Source organism: Cupriavidus sp. 05N40 (assembly GCF_056397305.1).
Genome location: NZ_JBFTND010000042.1, coordinates 47,347 through 63,761, shown reverse-complemented (window position 1 = coordinate 63,761; position 16,415 = coordinate 47,347). Strand labels below are relative to the sequence as shown.

Here is a 16,415-nt window from a genome sequence, read left to right as displayed (position 1 = left end):
GATGCCAGGCCAAGCAAATGCCGCAGCTGCGGCAGGTTACGACAACGCGGCCGCAGGCCGCGCCGGCGCGGCGATGCTGCTGCCCGGCTTTGACGATGCCGTGCAATCGGCGCAGCGCATCTTCCGTGCCGCGCTGGATGCGATGTCGCGTCCCGGCACCGTGCGCGAACTGGCCGAGCCCTGCGGCGTGCCGCAGGGCTTGTCGCCGGCGCTGAGCGCGCTGCTGCTGACGCTGGCGGATGCCGATACGCCCGTGTGGCTGCCGCCCGGCACGCCCGATGCCGTGCGYGCCTTCCTGCGTTTTCATTGCGGCTGCCCGCTGGTGGACGACGCGGGGCAGGCTGCCTTCGTGGCGGTGCCGGCCGGCTGCGTGGCCCCGGCGCTGGCAGCCTGCGCGCAGGGCGATCCGGCCTACCCGGACCGCTCGGCCACGCTGCTGCTGGAAGTGGCATCGCTGTCGGACGGCCCGGCGGTGACGCTGCGCGGCCCCGGCATCGAGCATGAGGCCACGCTCGCCGCGCAAGGCCTGCCGGCGGACTTCTGGACCCAGTGGCACGCCAACCAGGCGCGTTTCCCGCTGGGCGTCGACGTGCTGCTGACCAGCGGCCACGCCCTGAGCGCGTTGCCACGCACCACCCAAGCGGAGCTCTGATATGTACGTAGCCGTCAAAGGTGGCGAACGCGCCATCCTCAATTCCTATCGCATGCTCGACGACTACCGCCGCGGCGACCGCGCCGTGCCGGAGCTGACGCTGGCGCAGGTGCGCGAGCAGATGCCGCTGGCGGTGTCGCGCGTGATGGCCGAGGGCTCGCTGTACGATCCGCACCTCGCCGCGCTGGCCATCAAGCAGGCCGCGGGCGACCTGATCGAAGCCGTGTTCCTGCTGCGCGCCTACCGCACCACGCTGCCGCGCTTCGGCTATAGCGCGCCACTCGATACCGGCGCCATGCGCCTGCAGCGCCGGATCTCGTCCACCTTCAAGGATGTGCCGGGCGGCCAGGTACTCGGGCCGACCTACGACTACACCCAGCGCCTGCTCGATTTCACGCTGGAGGCCGAGCGCGACCACGCGCCGCTGCCGCCCGCGCAGTCCACGCTGGACGCGCGCATGCCGCGCGTGACCGACCTGCTGCGCCAGGAAGCGCTGATCGAGCCGGAGACCGTGCCGGCCGGCGACCCCGCGCCGCCCGACCTGACGCGCGAGCCGCTGGAACTGCCCGCGGCGCGCCCCGCGCGGCTGCAGAACCTGGCGCGCGCCGATGAGGGCTTCCTGCTGTCGATGGGCTATTCCACCCAGCGTGGCTACGGCAACTCGCACCCGTTCGCGGCGGAGATCCGCTACGGCGATGTCGAGGTCGAGCTGTTCGTGGAGGAACTCGGCTTTGCCGTGACCATCGGCGAGATCGAGGTCACCGAATGCCAGATGGTCAGCCAGTTCGCCGGCAACGCGCAGGAGGGACCGAGTTTCACGCGCGGCTACGGCCTGGTGTTCGGCTACGGCGAGCGCAAGGCCATGTCGATGGCGCTGGCCGACCGCGCCATGCGCGCCGCCGAGCTGGGCGAGGCTGCCGACGCGCCCGCCAATGACATCGAGTTCATGCTTTACCACAGCGACAACGTGGAAGCTTCCGGCTTCACGCAGCATCTGAAGCGAGCGCGCGCAGGCGGCGCCGGCCCGGGCCGAAGCGGCGCAAGCCGCCGCGGCTCCCGCCGACGGCACGCAAGCGCAGGAGGCACTCGCATCATGACCAACGCCAGCACGAACACAACCACGAACACGAACACGAACACCAGCGCCACGGCCGACGCCGCCGTGCGCGACGAGCACTACAACTTCGGCTATCTCGACGAATCCACCAAGCGCATGCTGCGCCGCGCGCTGCTCAAGGCGGTGGCGATTCCCGGCTACCAGGTGCCGTTCGGCAGCCGCGAGATGCCGCTGCCCTATGGCTGGGGCACCGGCGGCATCCAGGTCACGGCTTCCATCATCGGCAGCGACGACGTGCTCAAGGTGATCGACCAGGGCTCGGACGACACCACCAACGCCATCAACATCCGCCGCTTCTTCGGCCGCGTCACGGGCGTGCGCGCCACCGAGCGCACCGCCGAGGCCACCATCGTGCAGACCCGCCACCGCATCCCCGAGACGCCGCTGGCGGCCGGGCAGATCATGGTGTTCCAGGTGCCGATCCCCGAGCCGCTGCGCTGGCTGGAGCCGAGCGAGACCGAGACGCGCACCATGCACGCGCTGGCCGAGTACGGCGCCATGCACGTCAAGCTGTACGAGGACATCGCGCGCCACGGCCGCATCGCCACCACCTACGACTACCCTGTGATGGTGAACCAGCGCTACATGATGCGCCCGTCGCCGATCCCCAAGTTCGACAACCCCAAGCTGGACAACAGCCCGGCGCTGATGCTGTTCGGCGCGGGGCGCGAGAAGCGCGTCTATGCCGTGCCGCCATACACCAGCGTCAAGAGCCTGGACTTCGACGACCATCCGTTCGCCGTGGAAACCTGGGACGGCTGCTGCGAGCTGTGCGGCTCGGCCCACAGTTATCTCGACGAGATCATCACCGACGACGCGGGCGGGCGCATGTTCGTCTGCTCCGACACTGAATACTGCGCCACGCGCCAGGAGCAGGGCATGAGCGGCCCGGCCGGCGTGGCCCCGAATAACACCAGCAGCATCACCAGCACCAGCAGCAAGGAGCCAGCATGAGCCGTACCGACCAGCCGCTGTTGTCCGTGCGCGGCCTGACCCGCACCTGGGACGGCGTGCACGGCTGCCACGACGTGAGCTTCGACCTGTTCCCGGGCGAAGTGCTGTGCGTGGTGGGCGAATCAGGCTCCGGCAAGAGCACGTTGCTGCAGGCGGTGTCCTGGCAGGCCGCGCCGGAGGCCGGCAGCGTCTGCTATGACACCCGCGAGCAGGGCCTGGTGGACCTGGCCACGCTGTCCGATGCCCGCCTGCGCCTGCTGGCGCGCACCGACTGGGGCTTCGTGCGCCAGAATGCGCGCGATGGCCTGCGCATGCGCGTGAGCGCCGGCGCCAATATCGCCGAGCGCCTGATGGCCGTGGGCGGGCGCCACTATGGGGAGCTGCGCGAGGTCGCCGGCACATGGATGGAGCGCATGGAACTGGACCTCGGCCGGATCGATGATGCGCCCACCAGTTTCTCCGGCGGCATGCAACAGCGGCTGCAGATCGCCCGCAACCTGGTCACGCATCCGCGCCTGGTATTCATGGACGAGCCCACGGCCTCCCTGGACGTTTCCGTGCAGGCGCGCCTGCTGGACCTGCTGCGCCGCCTGGTGGCCGATCTCGGCCTGGCCGCCATCATCGTCACCCACGACCTCGCCGTGGCGCGCCTGCTGGCGCACCGCACGCTGGTGATGCAGGGCGGGCGCGTGGTGGAAAGCGGCCTGACCGACCAGATCCTCGACGACCCGCACCACCCGTACACCCAGTTGCTGGTGTCCTCCATCCTGCAGGGCTGACCATGACGCAAGACTTCGACACCAATCGCGGCAATCCCGGCAATCCCGGCAATCCTGCCAACCCCGCCGACGCGCTGCGCATCCAGGTGCGCGGCCTGGGCAAGACCTTCGTCCTGCACAACCAGGGCGGCACGCGCCTGCCGGTGCTGCAGGCCATCGACTTCGACGCCGCCGCCGGCGAGTGCGTGGTGCTGGCCGGCAGCTCCGGCGCGGGCAAGAGCACGCTGCTGCGCTGCCTGTACGGCAATTACCTGGCCACCGAAGGCAGCATCCGCATCCGCGACGAAGCCGAGTGGGTGGAGCTGACCCGCGCGCCCGAGCAGCGCATCCTGCAGTTGCGGCGCGAGGTGATCGGCTATGTCAGCCAGTTCCTGCACGTGATCCCGCGCGTGAGCACGCTCGACGTGGTGGCCGAGCCGCTGCAGCAGCGCGGCGCCAGTTTCGAGGAGGCGCGCGAGCGCGCCGCCGTGCTGCTGGCGCGCCTGCAGGTGCCGGGCCGGCTGTGGGCGCTGCCCCCGGCCACGTTCTCGGGCGGCGAGCAGCAGCGCGTGAACATCGCGCGCGGGCTGATCGGCGGCCATCCGGTGCTGCTGCTGGACGAGCCCACGGCCTCGCTCGATGCCGACAACCGCGCGGTGGTGGTGGCGCTGATCCGCGAGGCACTGGCCGAGGGCCGCTGCCTGGTCGGCATCTTCCACGACGAAGCGGTGCGCGATGCCGTCGCCACGCGGCTGCTGCCACTGCATCCGGCACCGGCCGCGCACGCCCCGGCCGGCAAGCTGGCCGCCGTGCCGGCCTGAACCCGCCGTTCCATCCGTTCCTAACCGTCCCCGGAACCGACCATGCTTCCTGCCTACCTGACCCGCGCGCGCATCGTGCTGCCCGATGGCGTGCTCGCCGACAGCGCGCTGTTGATCGAGGATGGCCGCATCGCGGCCATCGAGCCCGCCGCCGCCGATGTGCCGCGTGCCGCCCAGGTGATCGACCTGTGCGGCCAGACCCTGATGCCGGGCCTGATCGACCTGCACTGCGACGCCATCGAGAAAGAAGCCGAGCCGCGCTCGCGCGTGATGTTCCCGCTCGACTTCGCCGTGGCCCAGGTCGACCGCCGCAATGCCGCCGCCGGCATCACCACGCCGTATCACGCGCTGTCCTTCGCCAGCACGCAGTTCGGCGTGCGCAACAACGAGACCGCCGCGCAGATCGTGCGCACCGTGGCCGCGTTCCGCGACCACAGCCTGGTGGACAACCGTATCCACTGCCGCTACGAAGTCACCGACGCAAGCGCRCTGCCGGTGCTGGAGCAACTGCTCGAAGCCGGCGTGGTGGACCTGGTCTCGGTGATGGACCACTCGCCCGGCCAGGGCCAGTTCAAGACGCTGGAAGCCTACGTGGCCTACATGATCGGCAACCACGACATGAGCCGCGAGGAAGCCGTCGCGGCGGCCGACAAGAAGGTGGCCGAGCAACAGGGCGCGCTCGAGCGCGTGGAGCGCCTGCTGGCGCTGGCCGCGCGCCTCGGCGTGCCCGCCGCCAGCCATGACGACGACTCGGTCCAGCGCATCGCCACCATGCAGGCGCTGGGCGTGCGCATGAGCGAGTTCCCGATCAACCTGGAGACCGCCCGCGCCGCCGTCGCGCAGGGCCTGCCGACCATCCTGGGCGCGCCCAATGTGCTGCGCGGCCAGAGCCAGAGCGGCTCGATGCGCGCCATCGATGCCATCCGCGCTGGCGTGGCCGACTGCCTGTGCTCGGACTACCAGCCGTCCACGCTGATCGCCGCTGCGTTTGCCGCCGAGCGCGAAGCGGGGCTGACGCCGTCGCAGGCGGCCGCGCTGGTCGGCGCCAATCCGGCGCGGGCCTGTGGCCTGACCGATCGCGGGCGGATCGAGCCGGGGCTGCGCGCGGATCTCGTGTCGGTGGCCATGGTGGCGGGGCAGCCACTGGTCTCGCACACGTGGTCGGCGGGCCGGCTGGTGTTCGCTGCCGCCTATCCGGCGCACGCCACGGCGCAGAGCGCCAATGGCGCCGCGCAACCGGCGGCGCGCCGCGAAGGGCGCGTAGCGGCATGATGGCCGGTGCCGGTGCCGCCTGGCGCGCAAGGCCGGCATCATGGGCATCGTGCTTGCCGCTGGCGTGGTGCGGGCGGAGGACACCGTCCGCGTGACGTTGCCGCCTCCGCCTTACCGGGGGCTGGAACGGGTCCGAGCGGTGCGGTGCTAGTGGTGCGAGGCGTGGCCGGCGGTGTGGCGGGGGGCGTGCCACTCGCCCGGGATATCGGGGACCACTTCGCATTCGCCGCGCACGATCAGCTCCACCGTGGCACAGACGCCGTTCACGCCGCGCGGGCCGACGCAGACCAGGCTGCGGGGATGATCCGTATGGTTGGGAATGGCGTACACGCGCATGCCTTCCTGATACAGAGGATGGGCGGGCAGTCTTGCGTTCAGTAGTTCAACGAAACGCAGCGGGCTCACAATCGGCTTTTCCATCGCGCTCTCCCATGGAGAGTGGGCTCGGTATCCGGCAGCGCCGGATGGCCCGAAAGTGCCTCGCTGGCGGGAAACGGGGCGCTTTCCGTCCAGTCTGGAGGCACAGAACAGGGTATGTGGCCCGGGAGCCGCGGCGGGGGCGGAATGCGGCTCGATAGCCGCTTGGCGCGTAACACAATGCCAGGGGCCACGCGGTAAGGTTAGGCGATCTGGCGGCAGGATCAAGGATTGTGGCTGTTCGAAGCGGGAGAGGGGTGCGTGCGGCACTCCGGATGCGGGTGCCGGTCTCTTTCGGGTCGCCCTTGCGCCGCCCTGAGGTATATTTGCGGCCATACGAGCATCCGTGCCGCGGCATGCCGCCACCGGAGCGCCTTACCGACATTCCATCCGCATGAACGCCACCCCGAGCCTTGCCCCCGACGAAGCCGCGTCGATCGCAGTATCCGTCGCCGCCCTGCGCACGCACTATGATGCCGCGGTCCTTCCCCTGTGGCGCGGTCCCGGCTGGAATGCGGACATGGCCTTGCCATACGAGGCATTGGGCGGCGCGGACCGGCAGCCCTTGCCGGTGAGCCGCTACCGCGCGATGGCCTGCGCACGCCAGCTTTACGTGTTCTCGCAAGATGCGAGCGCCGCCGGGGCTGCCCATGCCGGGCAGCTGTTCTCGTCGCTGCGCCGCTGCTTTGCCGATGGCGCGCACGGCGGCGTCGTCTACAGCATCGATGCGCAGGGGCGTGTGCTCGATGGCACCAAGGACCTGTACACGCACGCCTTCGTGGTGTTCGCCTGCGCGGCCTACGCCGAGCGCACGGGCAGCGCCGAGGCGCGCGCCTTGCTGGAGGAGACCACCGAGCTGGTCGAGGCGCGCTTCGCCACCGGGCACGGGCTTTATCACGCTGCGCTGACGCAGGATTTGAGCCCGGCCGGCACACCGCTGCAGAACCCGATCATGCATCTCACGGAAGCCTACCTGGCGGCCCACGCGCTGACCGGCGACAGCTTCTACGCCACGCGCCTGCAGGCAATTGCCGCGGCCGTGCTGGCCGCGTTCGTCGACCCGGCCACCGGCTGCATCGCCGAGCTGCCGTTGCCGGCGCAGATCGCCGGGGCGGCCGCGCCTGGGGACAATCGCGTGGAGCCGGGCCACCAGTTCGAGTGGTTCTCGCTGCTGGCATCGGCGCCGGACTTGTTCGGCGGCTCCGCGCTAGAGCATGCAATGGCGCGGGCGTTCGGATTCGCCCTGCAGCATGGCGTGGACAAGCAAACCATGGGCGTGGCCGCCGCGCTCGGCCTGGATGGCTCGCCGCGCGAGGCGACCCAGCGGATCTGGGCACAGACCGAGTTCGCGCGGGCGCTGGCGGTGCGCGGCGATGCCACGGCGCTGGCGCTCCTGCGCGCATGGCTCCAGGCCTTCCCGGCGCGTTTCCTGCATGCGGGCGGCTGGCACGAATGCCTGTCGCCGGCAGGCGCCGTGGAACGCGCCGAGATGCCTTCGACCACGCCATACCACCTTGCCACCGCCTACCAGGCGCTGGCCGAAGCCTGCGGGTGGTAGGGGTCATAGCCCATGGTCGACTCGGTATAGGGCGTATGCCAGTGGCCCATGAAGACCAGGCCGTATGGCCCTGCCAGTCCTACCCGCGAATTGCGCCCGGCGATACCGCCCTGGCCGTTGTCGACCGACAGGTTGCTCTCGATCTGCCAGACCGCCTTGAAATCGCCGCCGAGGGGCTCTTCGCCACGCAGTCCGAACACCGAGCGGTAGTTGGTCATGCGGGCGGTGCTGCCAGTGCGGTGCCGTCGGTGGCGGTGCTGGCGCGCGCGTATTCGAGGGCCGTGTTCAGGCGGCCATAGACGGTGACCGTACTCTGGGCAAACGCTGCCGGGCAGGCCAGCCCGAGCAGGACAAGGAGGCTGGCGTGCCGCAGTCTTGCCGCAATGTCGCGCACGGGAGTTTCCATGGCGGGGGCTAGGCGCGCACGAGCCTGGCCTGCCATGGCTGGCAGCACAGCGTTGCCAGCAAGGCCACCGGCAGCAGCACGCACCAGAAGCTGACGGCGGTGAAGGCCAGCGCGCCCAGCACGGCGCCGGCGGCAAAGCCGGCGAGGGCGGGGACCATCTTGCGCAGGCGGGCCAGGATGGCTTTCTTCTGCTCTGGCGTCGCCGCGGCCAGGTCCACCATGTCGATCACGATCTGCGTGGTGTTGCCGGTCATGATGGTGGTCGGGCCCAGGTCGGCGAGCGCGGTGCGCGACAGTGCGTTCTGTATGCCCATCGCGGTCACGGCAAGCAGCCCCGCCACCGTGCCCAGCGCCGCATCCGCGCCGGCGTGGGGGGCCTCCAGCCCGGCGCCCATGAACAGCAGCAGGAAGGCGCATTCGAGCGCAATCAGCACGGTGACCACCGGCTGCTGACGGCCCTGCAGCCAGCGTTCCAGCAAGCGCGTGGCGCCGACCGCGACCACGAAGGTGGGCAGCGCGAGCAGCTTGGTCATCAGCCCGTTCGAATGGCCTGTCAGTTCCACGCCGATCATGATGAAATTGCCGGTCACGTGCGCGGTGAACAGCCCGAACAGGGCGGTAAAGCCCACCACGTCGACATAGCCCGCCACGAACGAAAGCAGGCAGCCACGCGTGCCTGCGGCGAGGTCCCCGAACCGGGGTGTTGCGCCGGCGCTCATCCTATTTCTCCTGCCCGGCCGCGGGCTGGTTCTCGGCCAGCGTCTTGGGCGGGGTGCCCGTGATCTTGGGCACGCACTCCGAACTGAACCATGCCACCGTGACCGGCTCGCCGGCGATCATGCGCTTGATGGGTGGCACGACCTGTTCGCCGATCAGCATGCCGAGCAGGCCGATCAGGGCCACCACCGGCGGCGCGGGCGAGCGGACCTGCAGCAGCGCGTAGATGATGCCGACGAGGATGCCGACGGCGAGGGAGACGAGATAGAGCTTCATCGATGGCTCCAGGGTAGTAGGAAGAAAAGCAGCGGCCTTACCGCGGCACGGGCCTGCCGTGGCGGATGTCTTCCCAGGCCACCAGCAGGAAGCCGCCGGCCAGGCCGATATGCTCGAAGAAGGCGTTGGCCATCATCAACTGCTCGCTGGGCGGCGCATCCCAGAAGCGGTTCGCGAGGAAGCTCGCCATCAGCGTGAAGCCGGCCAGTGCGAGGGCACCGAGCCAGCGCAAACGGCCGCTGAGGATCAGCACCGACGCGCCCAGCTCCAGCGCGATGGTGGCGGCGGCCAGCGGTGCCGCCGGCGCCAGGCCGAAGTGCTGCATCTCGGCGATGGCGCCGGCGAAGTCGGCCAGCTTGACCAGGCCGCCCTGCAGGTAGGCCGCGCACAGCGCCAGCAGCGCGAGCCAGCGTACCCAGGGCGGGGCAAGTCGCGCGCGCGCGCCGGCGGGGCGCTGCCCGGGCATGGAGGTGGTCTTGGTCATGGCTGGCCTCCGCGATCCGGCAACACGTCAGGTCCCTGCATCAGAATGCCCAGCACGAGCAACCCAGCGCGCCCCAGAACGCGCTTTCGTCCGTGGCTGGCACGCCGGAAGTCCAGGCCCTGGCGTGCGCGTGGCCGTGCACGCCACAGGTGCTGGCGCAGGCGCAGGCGGTGTTCAGCGCCTGCTGGCGTGCCGCCGGGCGGGGCTGGTAGCGGCTGCCGTGGCGCGCCGGCGACCAGTCCGGCATCGCGGGCGGCAGCGCCGGCGCGAGCTTGCCGAAGTCGCCGTCGCCGTACACCACCTTGCCGCCGAGCAGCGTCAGCACCGAGGTAATGTCCTGGATCTCGTCGCCGGGCACGGCGAAGTAGTCCGCGGACAGGACCGCCAGGTCGGCAAGCTGGCCCGCCTTGATCTCGCCCTTCTTGCCTTGCTCGGACGAAAACCAGGTGTTGGCCTCGGTCCACAGCCGCAGCGCGGTGTCGCGGTCGAGCAGGTTGGCCTGCGGGTACAGGGACATGCCGCCCACGGTCTTGCCGGTGGTCAGCCAGTACAGGGAGACCCACGGGTTGTACGAGGCCACGCGCGTGGCGTCGGTGCCGGCGCCCACCTTGACGCCGCGCTCGAGCATGCGCTTGATCGGCGGCGTGGCTTCGGCCGCGCGCGCGCCATAGCGCTCCACGAAATACTCGCCCTGGTAGGCCATGCGGTGCTGCACGGCAATGCCGCCGCCGAGCGCGGCGATGCGGTCGATATTGCGGTCGGTGATGGTCTCGGCATGATCGAAGAACCAGTGCAGGCCATCGAAGGGCACGTCCCGGGCGACCTTTTCGTAGACGTCGAGCGCGCGCGAGATGGTTTCGTCATAGGTGGCATGCAAGCGCCACGGCCAGCGGTTCTCGGCCAGCAGGCGGATCACCGGTTCGAGATCAGCTTCCATCGAGGGCGGCATGTCGGGCCGCTCGACGCGGAAGTCCTCGAAATCGGCCGCCGTGTAGACCAGCATCTCGCCGGCGCCGTTGTGGCGGTACAGGTCGTCGCCCTGGCCCGGCCTGACCTGCCTGGACCAGGTGCTGAAATCGCTCAGTTCTTCCTTGGGCTTCTGCGTGAACAGGTTGTAGGCCAGGCGCACCGTCAGCTGCCCGTCCTTGTGCAGTTCCTCGATGATGCTGTAGTCCTCGGGGTAGTTCTGGTAGCCGCCACCGGCATCGATCACGCCGGTCACGCCAAGCCGGTTGACCTCGCGCATGAAGTGGCGCGTGGAGTTTTTCTGGTACTCGGGCGGCAGCTTCGGGCCCTTGGCCAGCGTGGCGTAGAGGATCGTCGCGTTGGGCTTGGCCAGCAGCAGTCCGGTCGGGTTGCCGGCGCTGTCGTGGACGATCTCGCCGCCCGGCGGGTTGGGGGTGTCCCTGGTGTAGCCCACGGTGCGCAGCGCGGCGCCGTTGAGGATGGCGCGGTCGTACAGGTGCAGGATGAAGACCGGCGTGTCCGGCGCGGCCGCGTTGAGTTCTTCGATGGTGGGCAGGCGCTTCTCGGCGAACTGGTGCTCGGTGAAGCCGCCCACCACGCGCACCCATTGCGGCGCGGGCGTGCGCGCGACCTGCTCCTTGAGCATGCGCATGGCGTCGGCCAGCGAGCGCACGCCGTCCCAGCGCAGCTCCATGTTGTAGTTCAGGCCGCCGCGGATGATGTGCATGTGGCTGTCGATCAGCCCGGGGATGGCGCGGCGGCCCTGCAGGTCGACCACCTGCGTGGCGGGCCCGGCCAGCTGCATGATCTCCTGCTTGCTGCCGACCGCGGCGAACCTGCCGTCGCGGATGGCGACGGCTTCGGCCTGCGGGTTGGCGCGGTCGAGCGTGGCGAACTTGCCGTTGATGAGGATCAGTTCCGGGGTGGCCGGTGCGTTCATGGCAAAACTCCTGCGGGATGGCGCCGCGCGTGGCAGCGCAACGACGGCGCAACGACGGCGGTGCAAAGGCAACCTGGCGCGGGTGCGGCGAGGCCCGCTGGCCGTTGTGGCCGCGCGGGCGCTCTCACGCTGGCTTCTACTTCGCGGGCACGGGGGCCAGTACTTCGTGCTTGCCGGCCGCGCGTTGCGCTGCCTTGTGGACCATCGTGTAGGCGTAGTCGACGCCCATGCCGTAGGCGCCCGAGTGTTCCTTCACCAGYKYCATKACRGCGTCATASGTGTCGCGGYGSGCCCAGTCGCGCTGCCATTCGAGCAGCACCTGCTGCCAKGTCAYSGGYACCACGCCGGCCTGGRYCATGCGCTGCATGGCGTAGTCGTGCGCTTCCTTGGAAGTCCCGCCCGAGGCATCGGCCACCATGTAGATTTCATAGTCGCCCTCGGCCATCGCGCACAGGGCAAAGGTGTTGTTGCAGACTTCCGTCCAGAGGCCGGCCACGACCACCTTCTTGCGTGCGTTGGCCTTGAGCGCATCGCGCACCTTCTGGTCGTCCCAGGAGTTCATCGAGGTGCGCTCGAGCAGCTTCTGCCCGGGGAAGACATCGAGCAGTTCCGGATAGGTATAGCCGGAGAACGATGCCGACTCGACCGTGGTGATGGTGGTGGGGATATTGAAGATCTTGGCGGCCTTGGCGAGGCCGACCACGTTGTTCTTCAAGGCCTGGCGGTCCATGGACTGCACGCCGAAGGCCATCTGGGGCTGATGGTCGATGATGATCAGCTGGCTGTTCTGCGGGGTCAGGACTTCAAGCTTCGGATTGGTCATGGCGATTTCCGGTTAGGCTGCATGGCTGGGCGGGTTCTGGCAGGCACGGACGACGACATCGAGGTCAATCACGGGGGCGATATCGGCGTGCGGCATAAATATGCTTGACATGACGGCAAGCATTTCATTCTCCACAGGGCGGCGTGGCGAATCTGGCGGCAACGATGCCTCAACGAATCTAGTGCAAGTCGCGCGAATTTTCAAAAAAGAAAAAAGGAAGGTGAAAATATTCGATGCCCTGCCGAAGCCATTGCGAGGAATTGCCATGTATGCAAGGGCAAGGAAATAACGAGACCGATATTATCGGATTGCGCCGGTCTCGTCTTGTAGGATAGGACGGAAAATTAGCGAAAAGTACGCCCGCTCCATGTTGATGAATCAAGCACTGCGCCGCCGCGCCAGGACGGCAAACGGCCGCTGGCCTTCGCTCTGCGGATGCCGAGCGCCATCGCCGCCGGCGCTCGTGCCGGCAGCCCGTGCAATCCGATTGCGGCCTTGCGGGTGCCGCGAATGATCATGAATGAACTATAAGTCGTTCCGGTTGCGCCATTTTGCCGGGGGAACACCGACAACCCCGCTGAATACCCGCGTGAAATGGCTTTGATCGGAAAATCCATAGCGCACCGCGATTTCCGCGATGGATATTCCCTGGCGCAGCAGTATCTTGGCTTGATCGATGCGATATTCCAATAGCCAGCGATAGGGCGTAATTCCCGTATTCTGCTTGAATGCCTTGATGAAATAACTGCGCGACAGATTGCAATGCGCGGCCACCATCTCGATCGATACGTCTTCGCCCATGTGGGCGACCAGATATTCCTTGGCCAGCGCTTCCTGGCGGCGCGACAGCGCCGCTGTCTTCAGCAGATGCACCGAGGCGCTGCCGTAGTGGGCGATCAGATGCGCAAGCACGGCACCCGTCAACTGATCCAGGAAGAGCTGCGAGGCCTGTCCTGGCGCCTCCAGCGATGGCAGGAACGCGCGCGCGAGCGACTCGATCACGGCATCGTGCTCGCCCGCGGGGTTGCGCAGGGACAGCGATGCGCGCGCGCCGTGTTCGCGTGCAAAGGCCTGCAGTTCGTCGCAGCTGAACTGGATCCTCACATTGTCGAAAGACGCGCGATGGTGGCATCGCCAGCCTTGCCGCAGATCCGTGATGGCCAGCGCGCCAGCGGCATGGCCGCCGGCAAATACCTGCCTGCCGTCGCGCCACAGCGTATGCGCGGCGAACGGGCGCAGTTGCACGATGGCGGAAAACGCATCCTGAGACGCAATGGCGGGAGCCGGCGGCAGGCCGCCGGGCAGGTCGCAGCGCATGCGCATGATGCTCGCATGCGCCGTGCCGAGCCGGTCGATGACCGGCACCGCAGACGATGGCGGCGGTGAGGCTGGCCGTGCTGCGCTTTGCGTCATATGTCTGGAATGTCTTCGGCGAGCGAACTCGGGCGGGCGACGGTGACGAGGCCCGGAAGACGCCAGTGTGCTATTGCAGTGCGGCAAGCGCAATGGGGTGCGGAGGATTGCCTGGCGCCGTGCCGCCGCCGGCACGCGCCGGATTCCCGCGCTAGCCGGCCACGGGACTGAGCAGCCGGTCGAACTCGTTGCGCACGATGCGGTAGGACTCGCCGGAGAAACCCTCCAGGCCGGCACGGTCGATCACCGTGATCTGGCCGCGGCTGTGACGGATCATGCGTAGCGCCTCGAGTCGTCCCACGGCTTCGGTCACACCTTCGCGGCGCACGCCGAGCATGTCCGCGATGGTCTGCTGGGTAAAGTTGAGCGCGTTGCAGGGCGAGCGGTCCAGGGCCAGCAGGAGCCAGCGGCACAATTGCGTGGTCAGCGAGTGATGCCGGATGCAGACGGCGGTTTGCGCTACCTGCGTCAGCAGCACCTGCATATACAGCAGCGCCTTGCCCTGCAGTGCCGGCAGTTGCGGGTAGATCTCGCGCAGGTCGGCCGCGCCTATGCGCAGCGCACCGCCGCCGCGGCGTACCTCGATGCGGTTGGGCATGGTTTCGGCGCCGGTGAGGGCCGGCAGGCCGACCAGGCCTTCGCGGCCAACCGAGGCCAGTTCCACGCTGGCGCCGCTTTCCTGCAGCGACATCATCGAGATGACGGCCGTGCACGGAAAATACAGGTGCAGGATGCGCTGTCCGGAATCGCTGAGCAACTGCCCTTCGCTCAGTCTTACCCTGTCGAGGCGCGGCACCAGCAGCCGCCGCTCGGGCGCAGGCAGCGCCGCCAGCAAATGATTGCCGGCCAGGTCCAGTTCTCTATCGATTTCCGTTTCGGTCATGCATTTCTCCCCAAGGCGAATGGTCTGCGTGCCGTGTGTCCGGCTATCCCGGTTCTGTGCGCGATGCAGGCAGGGCTCGATCCCTTGATGTATTAAGGACGGAAAGTGCGCTTCCCGACAGTGGCCGGAGGTTTGAGATCGCCCCGGGATTCGGGCGGATAGGGCGGGTTCATGTCTTCGACCGGATTCATCCTTTCGGCGGGGGGCGGATCAGGCGCACGGCGTGCGCCAAAGCGGTGCGTCGGCTGGCATGCCTTCGCGCAGGCGGGACGACGAAAAAAAGCTGTAAGGTCGGCCAATGACGGGCGACGAATGGGCTCATTCCCCCCAAGTTGGAGACAGCCATGCACCCGAATCTCACCAAGTCGCTCTTCGCCGCTGCCGTACTTGCCGCCGCCGCATTCGCCGCGGGCAGCGCCCAGGCAGCCGGAAACCCGGGTGTCTCCGGGGGGTCCGGGGCCGCCGGCACGCCCCAGGTTCAGGCGCAGCGCCAGGCCGGCGCGCGCGACATGTTCAGCGATGGCGCGCGTAGTGGCAGGCTCGATGCGTTCACCGATGGCGCCCGCATCGCCGGCCTGGACCGCAGCGGTCCGTCCGCCGATCCGGCGCGCCGCATCGACCCGTTCAGCGATGGCGCGCGCATGGCCGATCCCTATACCGATGGCGCCCGTATCGCCGGCCTGGACCGCAGCGGGGTTTCCGCCGAGCCGGGCCGCGCTATCGATGCCTTTGCCGACGGCGCCCGCACGCGCGGTGCGGATCCTTTCTCCGAGCGCGTGCAGAGGCTGGCCGGGATGGACACGCGTGGCGTGTCGGCGCCGCCGGCCCGCGCGCTCGACCCGTACCTGGACGGCGCCCGCGCCTGAGGCAGGGGGGATACAGCGGATACAGCGGATACAGCAGCCACGGTGAATGCGCGCGCGCGGCGCTTATTCGTCCAGCCAGGAACCGCGCAGATCGCTCTTTTGCAGCAGTTGCAGCAGCGTCTCGGCAGGGCGGCTCAGGCGCCCAGCGCGCAGCGAGATGAACTCCACCTCCGGCAGCGCGGGCAGGGCCTCGCTGTTGACCAGCGGTACCAGGCCGCGGCCGGAGAGGTATTGCGCGCGGACGGTGATGCCGAGGCCGCCGCGCGCCGCGGCGATGCACCCCGAGTGACTGCTGCTGGTGCAGACGATCTGCCAGCGCATGCCCGCCTTGGCCAGCGTGTCGAGCACGATGGCGCGGGTGACACTGGGCTCGGGCACGAGGATCAGCGGCAGGGGCTGTCTCAGGTCGGCCACCGTGCCCGGTCGCGCCAGCCACTCCAGCTTGCCGCGGAACAGCGGGGTGCCGCGGCGGTCGCCTTCGCGGCGCTTGCCGATCATCAGGTCCAGCGCCCCGGCATCCATCAGCTCGTAGAGCTTGCCGGTCATGCCGATGGTGATTTCGAGTTCCACGTCCGGATGCGAATTGCGAAACGCAGCCAGCACATTGGGCATGGGGCCGAGCACCAGGTCGTCGGAAGTGCCCAGCCGCACGCGCCCCTGCAGGCGCGGCGCGTTGAACTGGGATTCGGCGCGTGCGATGGCCTCCAGGATCAGCCGGGCGTGTGCGAGCAGCGCCTCGCCGTCGGCGGTCATGGTCAGGGTATGGGTGTCGCGCACAAAGAGCCGGCGCCCCACGTGCTGCTCCAGGCGTCGGATATGGTCGCTGACGCTGGACTGCGACAGGCCGAGCTGGCGCCCCGCGTCGGTGAAGCTGTGCGCGGCCGCCACGGTGGCGAAGGTCTTGACCCAGACAGGATTGAGCATGCGCGCATTGTCATCGGATTCTCCGATCACAGTCAATATGTCCAGCGGGGTTCCCGATTGGCACCATAGTCATTAACATCGACAGCATTCGTGGCACCGCCGCTTTGCACGGGTCCCTGCCGGGTGATCCGTCCGGATGCCACGCCGGCCCAGGCCGGTTCTTGCCGT

General features: G+C 68.7%; 16 protein-coding genes and 2 pseudogenes. 8 read left to right on the top strand and 10 right to left on the bottom strand.

What is annotated here, in order from left to right:
- Positions 1-73: 73 nt before the first annotated feature.
- The 6 genes and pseudogenes from phnH to AC1DO7_RS12535 all read left to right on the top strand — a co-directional run bounded on the left by phnH (position 74) and on the right by AC1DO7_RS12535 (position 5,574).
- On the top strand, positions 74-652 hold the full coding sequence (gene phnH, locus AC1DO7_RS12560; protein ID WP_441619280.1) for a phosphonate C-P lyase system protein PhnH: 579 nt from the start codon (positions 74-76) through the stop codon (positions 650-652).
- Position 653: 1 nt separating this feature from the next.
- Positions 654-1,652, top strand: a pseudogene (locus AC1DO7_RS12555) (carbon-phosphorus lyase complex subunit); the annotation flags it as partial.
- Between the two features lie 93 nt (positions 1,653-1,745).
- A complete protein-coding gene (locus tag AC1DO7_RS12550) occupies positions 1,746-2,723 on the top strand; it encodes an alpha-D-ribose 1-methylphosphonate 5-phosphate C-P-lyase PhnJ (protein ID WP_441619150.1) in 978 nt (325 codons plus the stop codon).
- Complete coding sequence (phnK, locus tag AC1DO7_RS12545; RefSeq protein ID WP_441619152.1) at positions 2,720-3,502, top strand: phosphonate C-P lyase system protein PhnK; 783 nt, start codon at positions 2,720-2,722, stop codon at positions 3,500-3,502. Before AC1DO7_RS12550 ends, phnK begins: the two co-directional genes overlap by 4 nt.
- Positions 3,503-3,504: 2 nt before the next feature.
- Positions 3,505-4,302 carry a phosphonate C-P lyase system protein PhnL gene (gene phnL, locus AC1DO7_RS12540; RefSeq protein WP_441619154.1) on the top strand — a complete coding sequence of 266 codons (798 nt, stop codon included), beginning with the start codon at positions 3,505-3,507 and terminating at the stop codon, positions 4,300-4,302.
- A gap of 42 nt (positions 4,303-4,344) precedes the next feature.
- On the top strand, positions 4,345-5,574 hold the full coding sequence (locus tag AC1DO7_RS12535) for an alpha-D-ribose 1-methylphosphonate 5-triphosphate diphosphatase (protein WP_441619156.1): 1,230 nt from the start codon (positions 4,345-4,347) through the stop codon (positions 5,572-5,574).
- Between the two features lie 147 nt (positions 5,575-5,721).
- On the opposite strand, the gene AC1DO7_RS12530 is transcribed toward AC1DO7_RS12535, so the two are convergent.
- Positions 5,722-5,994, bottom strand: a complete 273-nt coding sequence (locus tag AC1DO7_RS12530) for a hypothetical protein (protein ID WP_441619158.1) — start codon at positions 5,992-5,994, stop codon at positions 5,722-5,724.
- Positions 5,995-6,385: 391 nt separating this feature from the next.
- Here AC1DO7_RS12530 and AC1DO7_RS12525 point away from each other — a divergent pair, with 391 nt between their 5' ends.
- On the top strand, positions 6,386-7,549 hold the full coding sequence (locus tag AC1DO7_RS12525) for an AGE family epimerase/isomerase (RefSeq protein WP_441619160.1): 1,164 nt from the start codon (positions 6,386-6,388) through the stop codon (positions 7,547-7,549).
- Here AC1DO7_RS12525 and AC1DO7_RS12520 read toward each other — a convergent pair.
- The 8 genes and pseudogenes from AC1DO7_RS12520 to AC1DO7_RS12485 all read right to left on the bottom strand — a co-directional run.
- Positions 7,540-7,955 (bottom strand): annotated as a pseudogene (locus AC1DO7_RS12520) (porin); the annotation flags it as partial. The gene AC1DO7_RS12525 and the pseudogene AC1DO7_RS12520 overlap by 10 nt on opposite strands.
- Positions 7,956-7,963: 8 nt before the next feature.
- A complete protein-coding gene (locus AC1DO7_RS12515) occupies positions 7,964-8,674 on the bottom strand; it encodes a YoaK family protein (protein ID WP_441619162.1) in 711 nt (236 codons plus the stop codon).
- 1 nt (position 8,675) lies between these two features.
- A complete protein-coding gene (locus AC1DO7_RS12510; RefSeq protein WP_441619164.1) occupies positions 8,676-8,948 on the bottom strand; it encodes a XapX domain-containing protein in 273 nt (90 codons plus the stop codon).
- A 37-nt stretch (positions 8,949-8,985) separates the two neighbouring features.
- Complete coding sequence (locus AC1DO7_RS12505; protein WP_441619165.1) at positions 8,986-9,432, bottom strand: DoxX family protein; 447 nt, start codon at positions 9,430-9,432, stop codon at positions 8,986-8,988.
- Positions 9,433-9,472: 40 nt separating this feature from the next.
- Entirely contained in the window at positions 9,473-11,338 is a 1,866-nt protein-coding gene (locus tag AC1DO7_RS12500) for an amidohydrolase (protein WP_441619167.1), read from the bottom strand.
- Between the two features lie 136 nt (positions 11,339-11,474).
- Complete coding sequence (locus AC1DO7_RS12495; protein ID WP_477116191.1) at positions 11,475-12,161, bottom strand: hydrolase; 687 nt, start codon at positions 12,159-12,161, stop codon at positions 11,475-11,477.
- A 525-nt stretch (positions 12,162-12,686) separates the two neighbouring features.
- Entirely contained in the window at positions 12,687-13,709 is a 1,023-nt protein-coding gene (locus tag AC1DO7_RS12490; RefSeq protein WP_441619171.1) for a helix-turn-helix transcriptional regulator, read from the bottom strand.
- A gap of 16 nt (positions 13,710-13,725) precedes the next feature.
- Complete coding sequence (locus tag AC1DO7_RS12485) at positions 13,726-14,457, bottom strand: Crp/Fnr family transcriptional regulator (RefSeq protein WP_441619173.1); 732 nt, start codon at positions 14,455-14,457, stop codon at positions 13,726-13,728.
- 344 nt (positions 14,458-14,801) lie between these two features.
- Between AC1DO7_RS12485 and AC1DO7_RS12480 the strand changes: the two genes are divergently transcribed.
- Positions 14,802-15,323, top strand: coding sequence for a copper resistance protein CopQ (locus tag AC1DO7_RS12480; RefSeq protein WP_441619174.1), 522 nt, complete (start codon positions 14,802-14,804; stop codon positions 15,321-15,323).
- Positions 15,324-15,386: 63 nt separating this feature from the next.
- Here AC1DO7_RS12480 and AC1DO7_RS12475 read toward each other — a convergent pair whose 3' ends face one another.
- Positions 15,387-16,247: a LysR family transcriptional regulator gene (locus AC1DO7_RS12475; protein ID WP_441619176.1), complete on the bottom strand. Its 861-nt coding sequence runs from the start codon at positions 16,245-16,247 to the stop codon at positions 15,387-15,389.
- Between the last annotated feature and the right edge of the window lie 168 nt (positions 16,248-16,415).

Bases quoted from the DNA above. Each gene is read 5' to 3' on its own strand.
- AC1DO7_RS12480 (WP_441619174.1), top strand. From the start codon at position 14,802: ATGCACCCGAATCTCACCAAGTCGCTCTTCGCCGCTGCCGTACTTGCC.
- AC1DO7_RS12485 (WP_441619173.1), bottom strand. From the start codon at position 14,457: ATGACCGAAACGGAAATCGATAGAGAACTGGACCTGGCCGGCAATCAT.
- AC1DO7_RS12550 (WP_441619150.1), top strand. From the start codon at position 1,746: ATGACCAACGCCAGCACGAACACAACCACGAACACGAACACGAACACC.
- AC1DO7_RS12515 (WP_441619162.1), bottom strand. From the start codon at position 8,674: ATGAGCGCCGGCGCAACACCCCGGTTCGGGGACCTCGCCGCAGGCACG.
- AC1DO7_RS12505 (WP_441619165.1), bottom strand. From the start codon at position 9,432: ATGACCAAGACCACCTCCATGCCCGGGCAGCGCCCCGCCGGCGCGCGC.
- AC1DO7_RS12510 (WP_441619164.1), bottom strand. From the start codon at position 8,948: ATGAAGCTCTATCTCGTCTCCCTCGCCGTCGGCATCCTCGTCGGCATC.
- AC1DO7_RS12500 (WP_441619167.1), bottom strand. From the start codon at position 11,338: ATGAACGCACCGGCCACCCCGGAACTGATCCTCATCAACGGCAAGTTC.
- phnK (WP_441619152.1), top strand. From the start codon at position 2,720: ATGAGCCGTACCGACCAGCCGCTGTTGTCCGTGCGCGGCCTGACCCGC.
- AC1DO7_RS12530 (WP_441619158.1), bottom strand. From the start codon at position 5,994: ATGGAAAAGCCGATTGTGAGCCCGCTGCGTTTCGTTGAACTACTGAAC.
- AC1DO7_RS12525 (WP_441619160.1), top strand. From the start codon at position 6,386: ATGAACGCCACCCCGAGCCTTGCCCCCGACGAAGCCGCGTCGATCGCA.
- AC1DO7_RS12475 (WP_441619176.1), bottom strand. From the start codon at position 16,247: ATGCTCAATCCTGTCTGGGTCAAGACCTTCGCCACCGTGGCGGCCGCG.
- phnL (WP_441619154.1), top strand. From the start codon at position 3,505: ATGACGCAAGACTTCGACACCAATCGCGGCAATCCCGGCAATCCCGGC.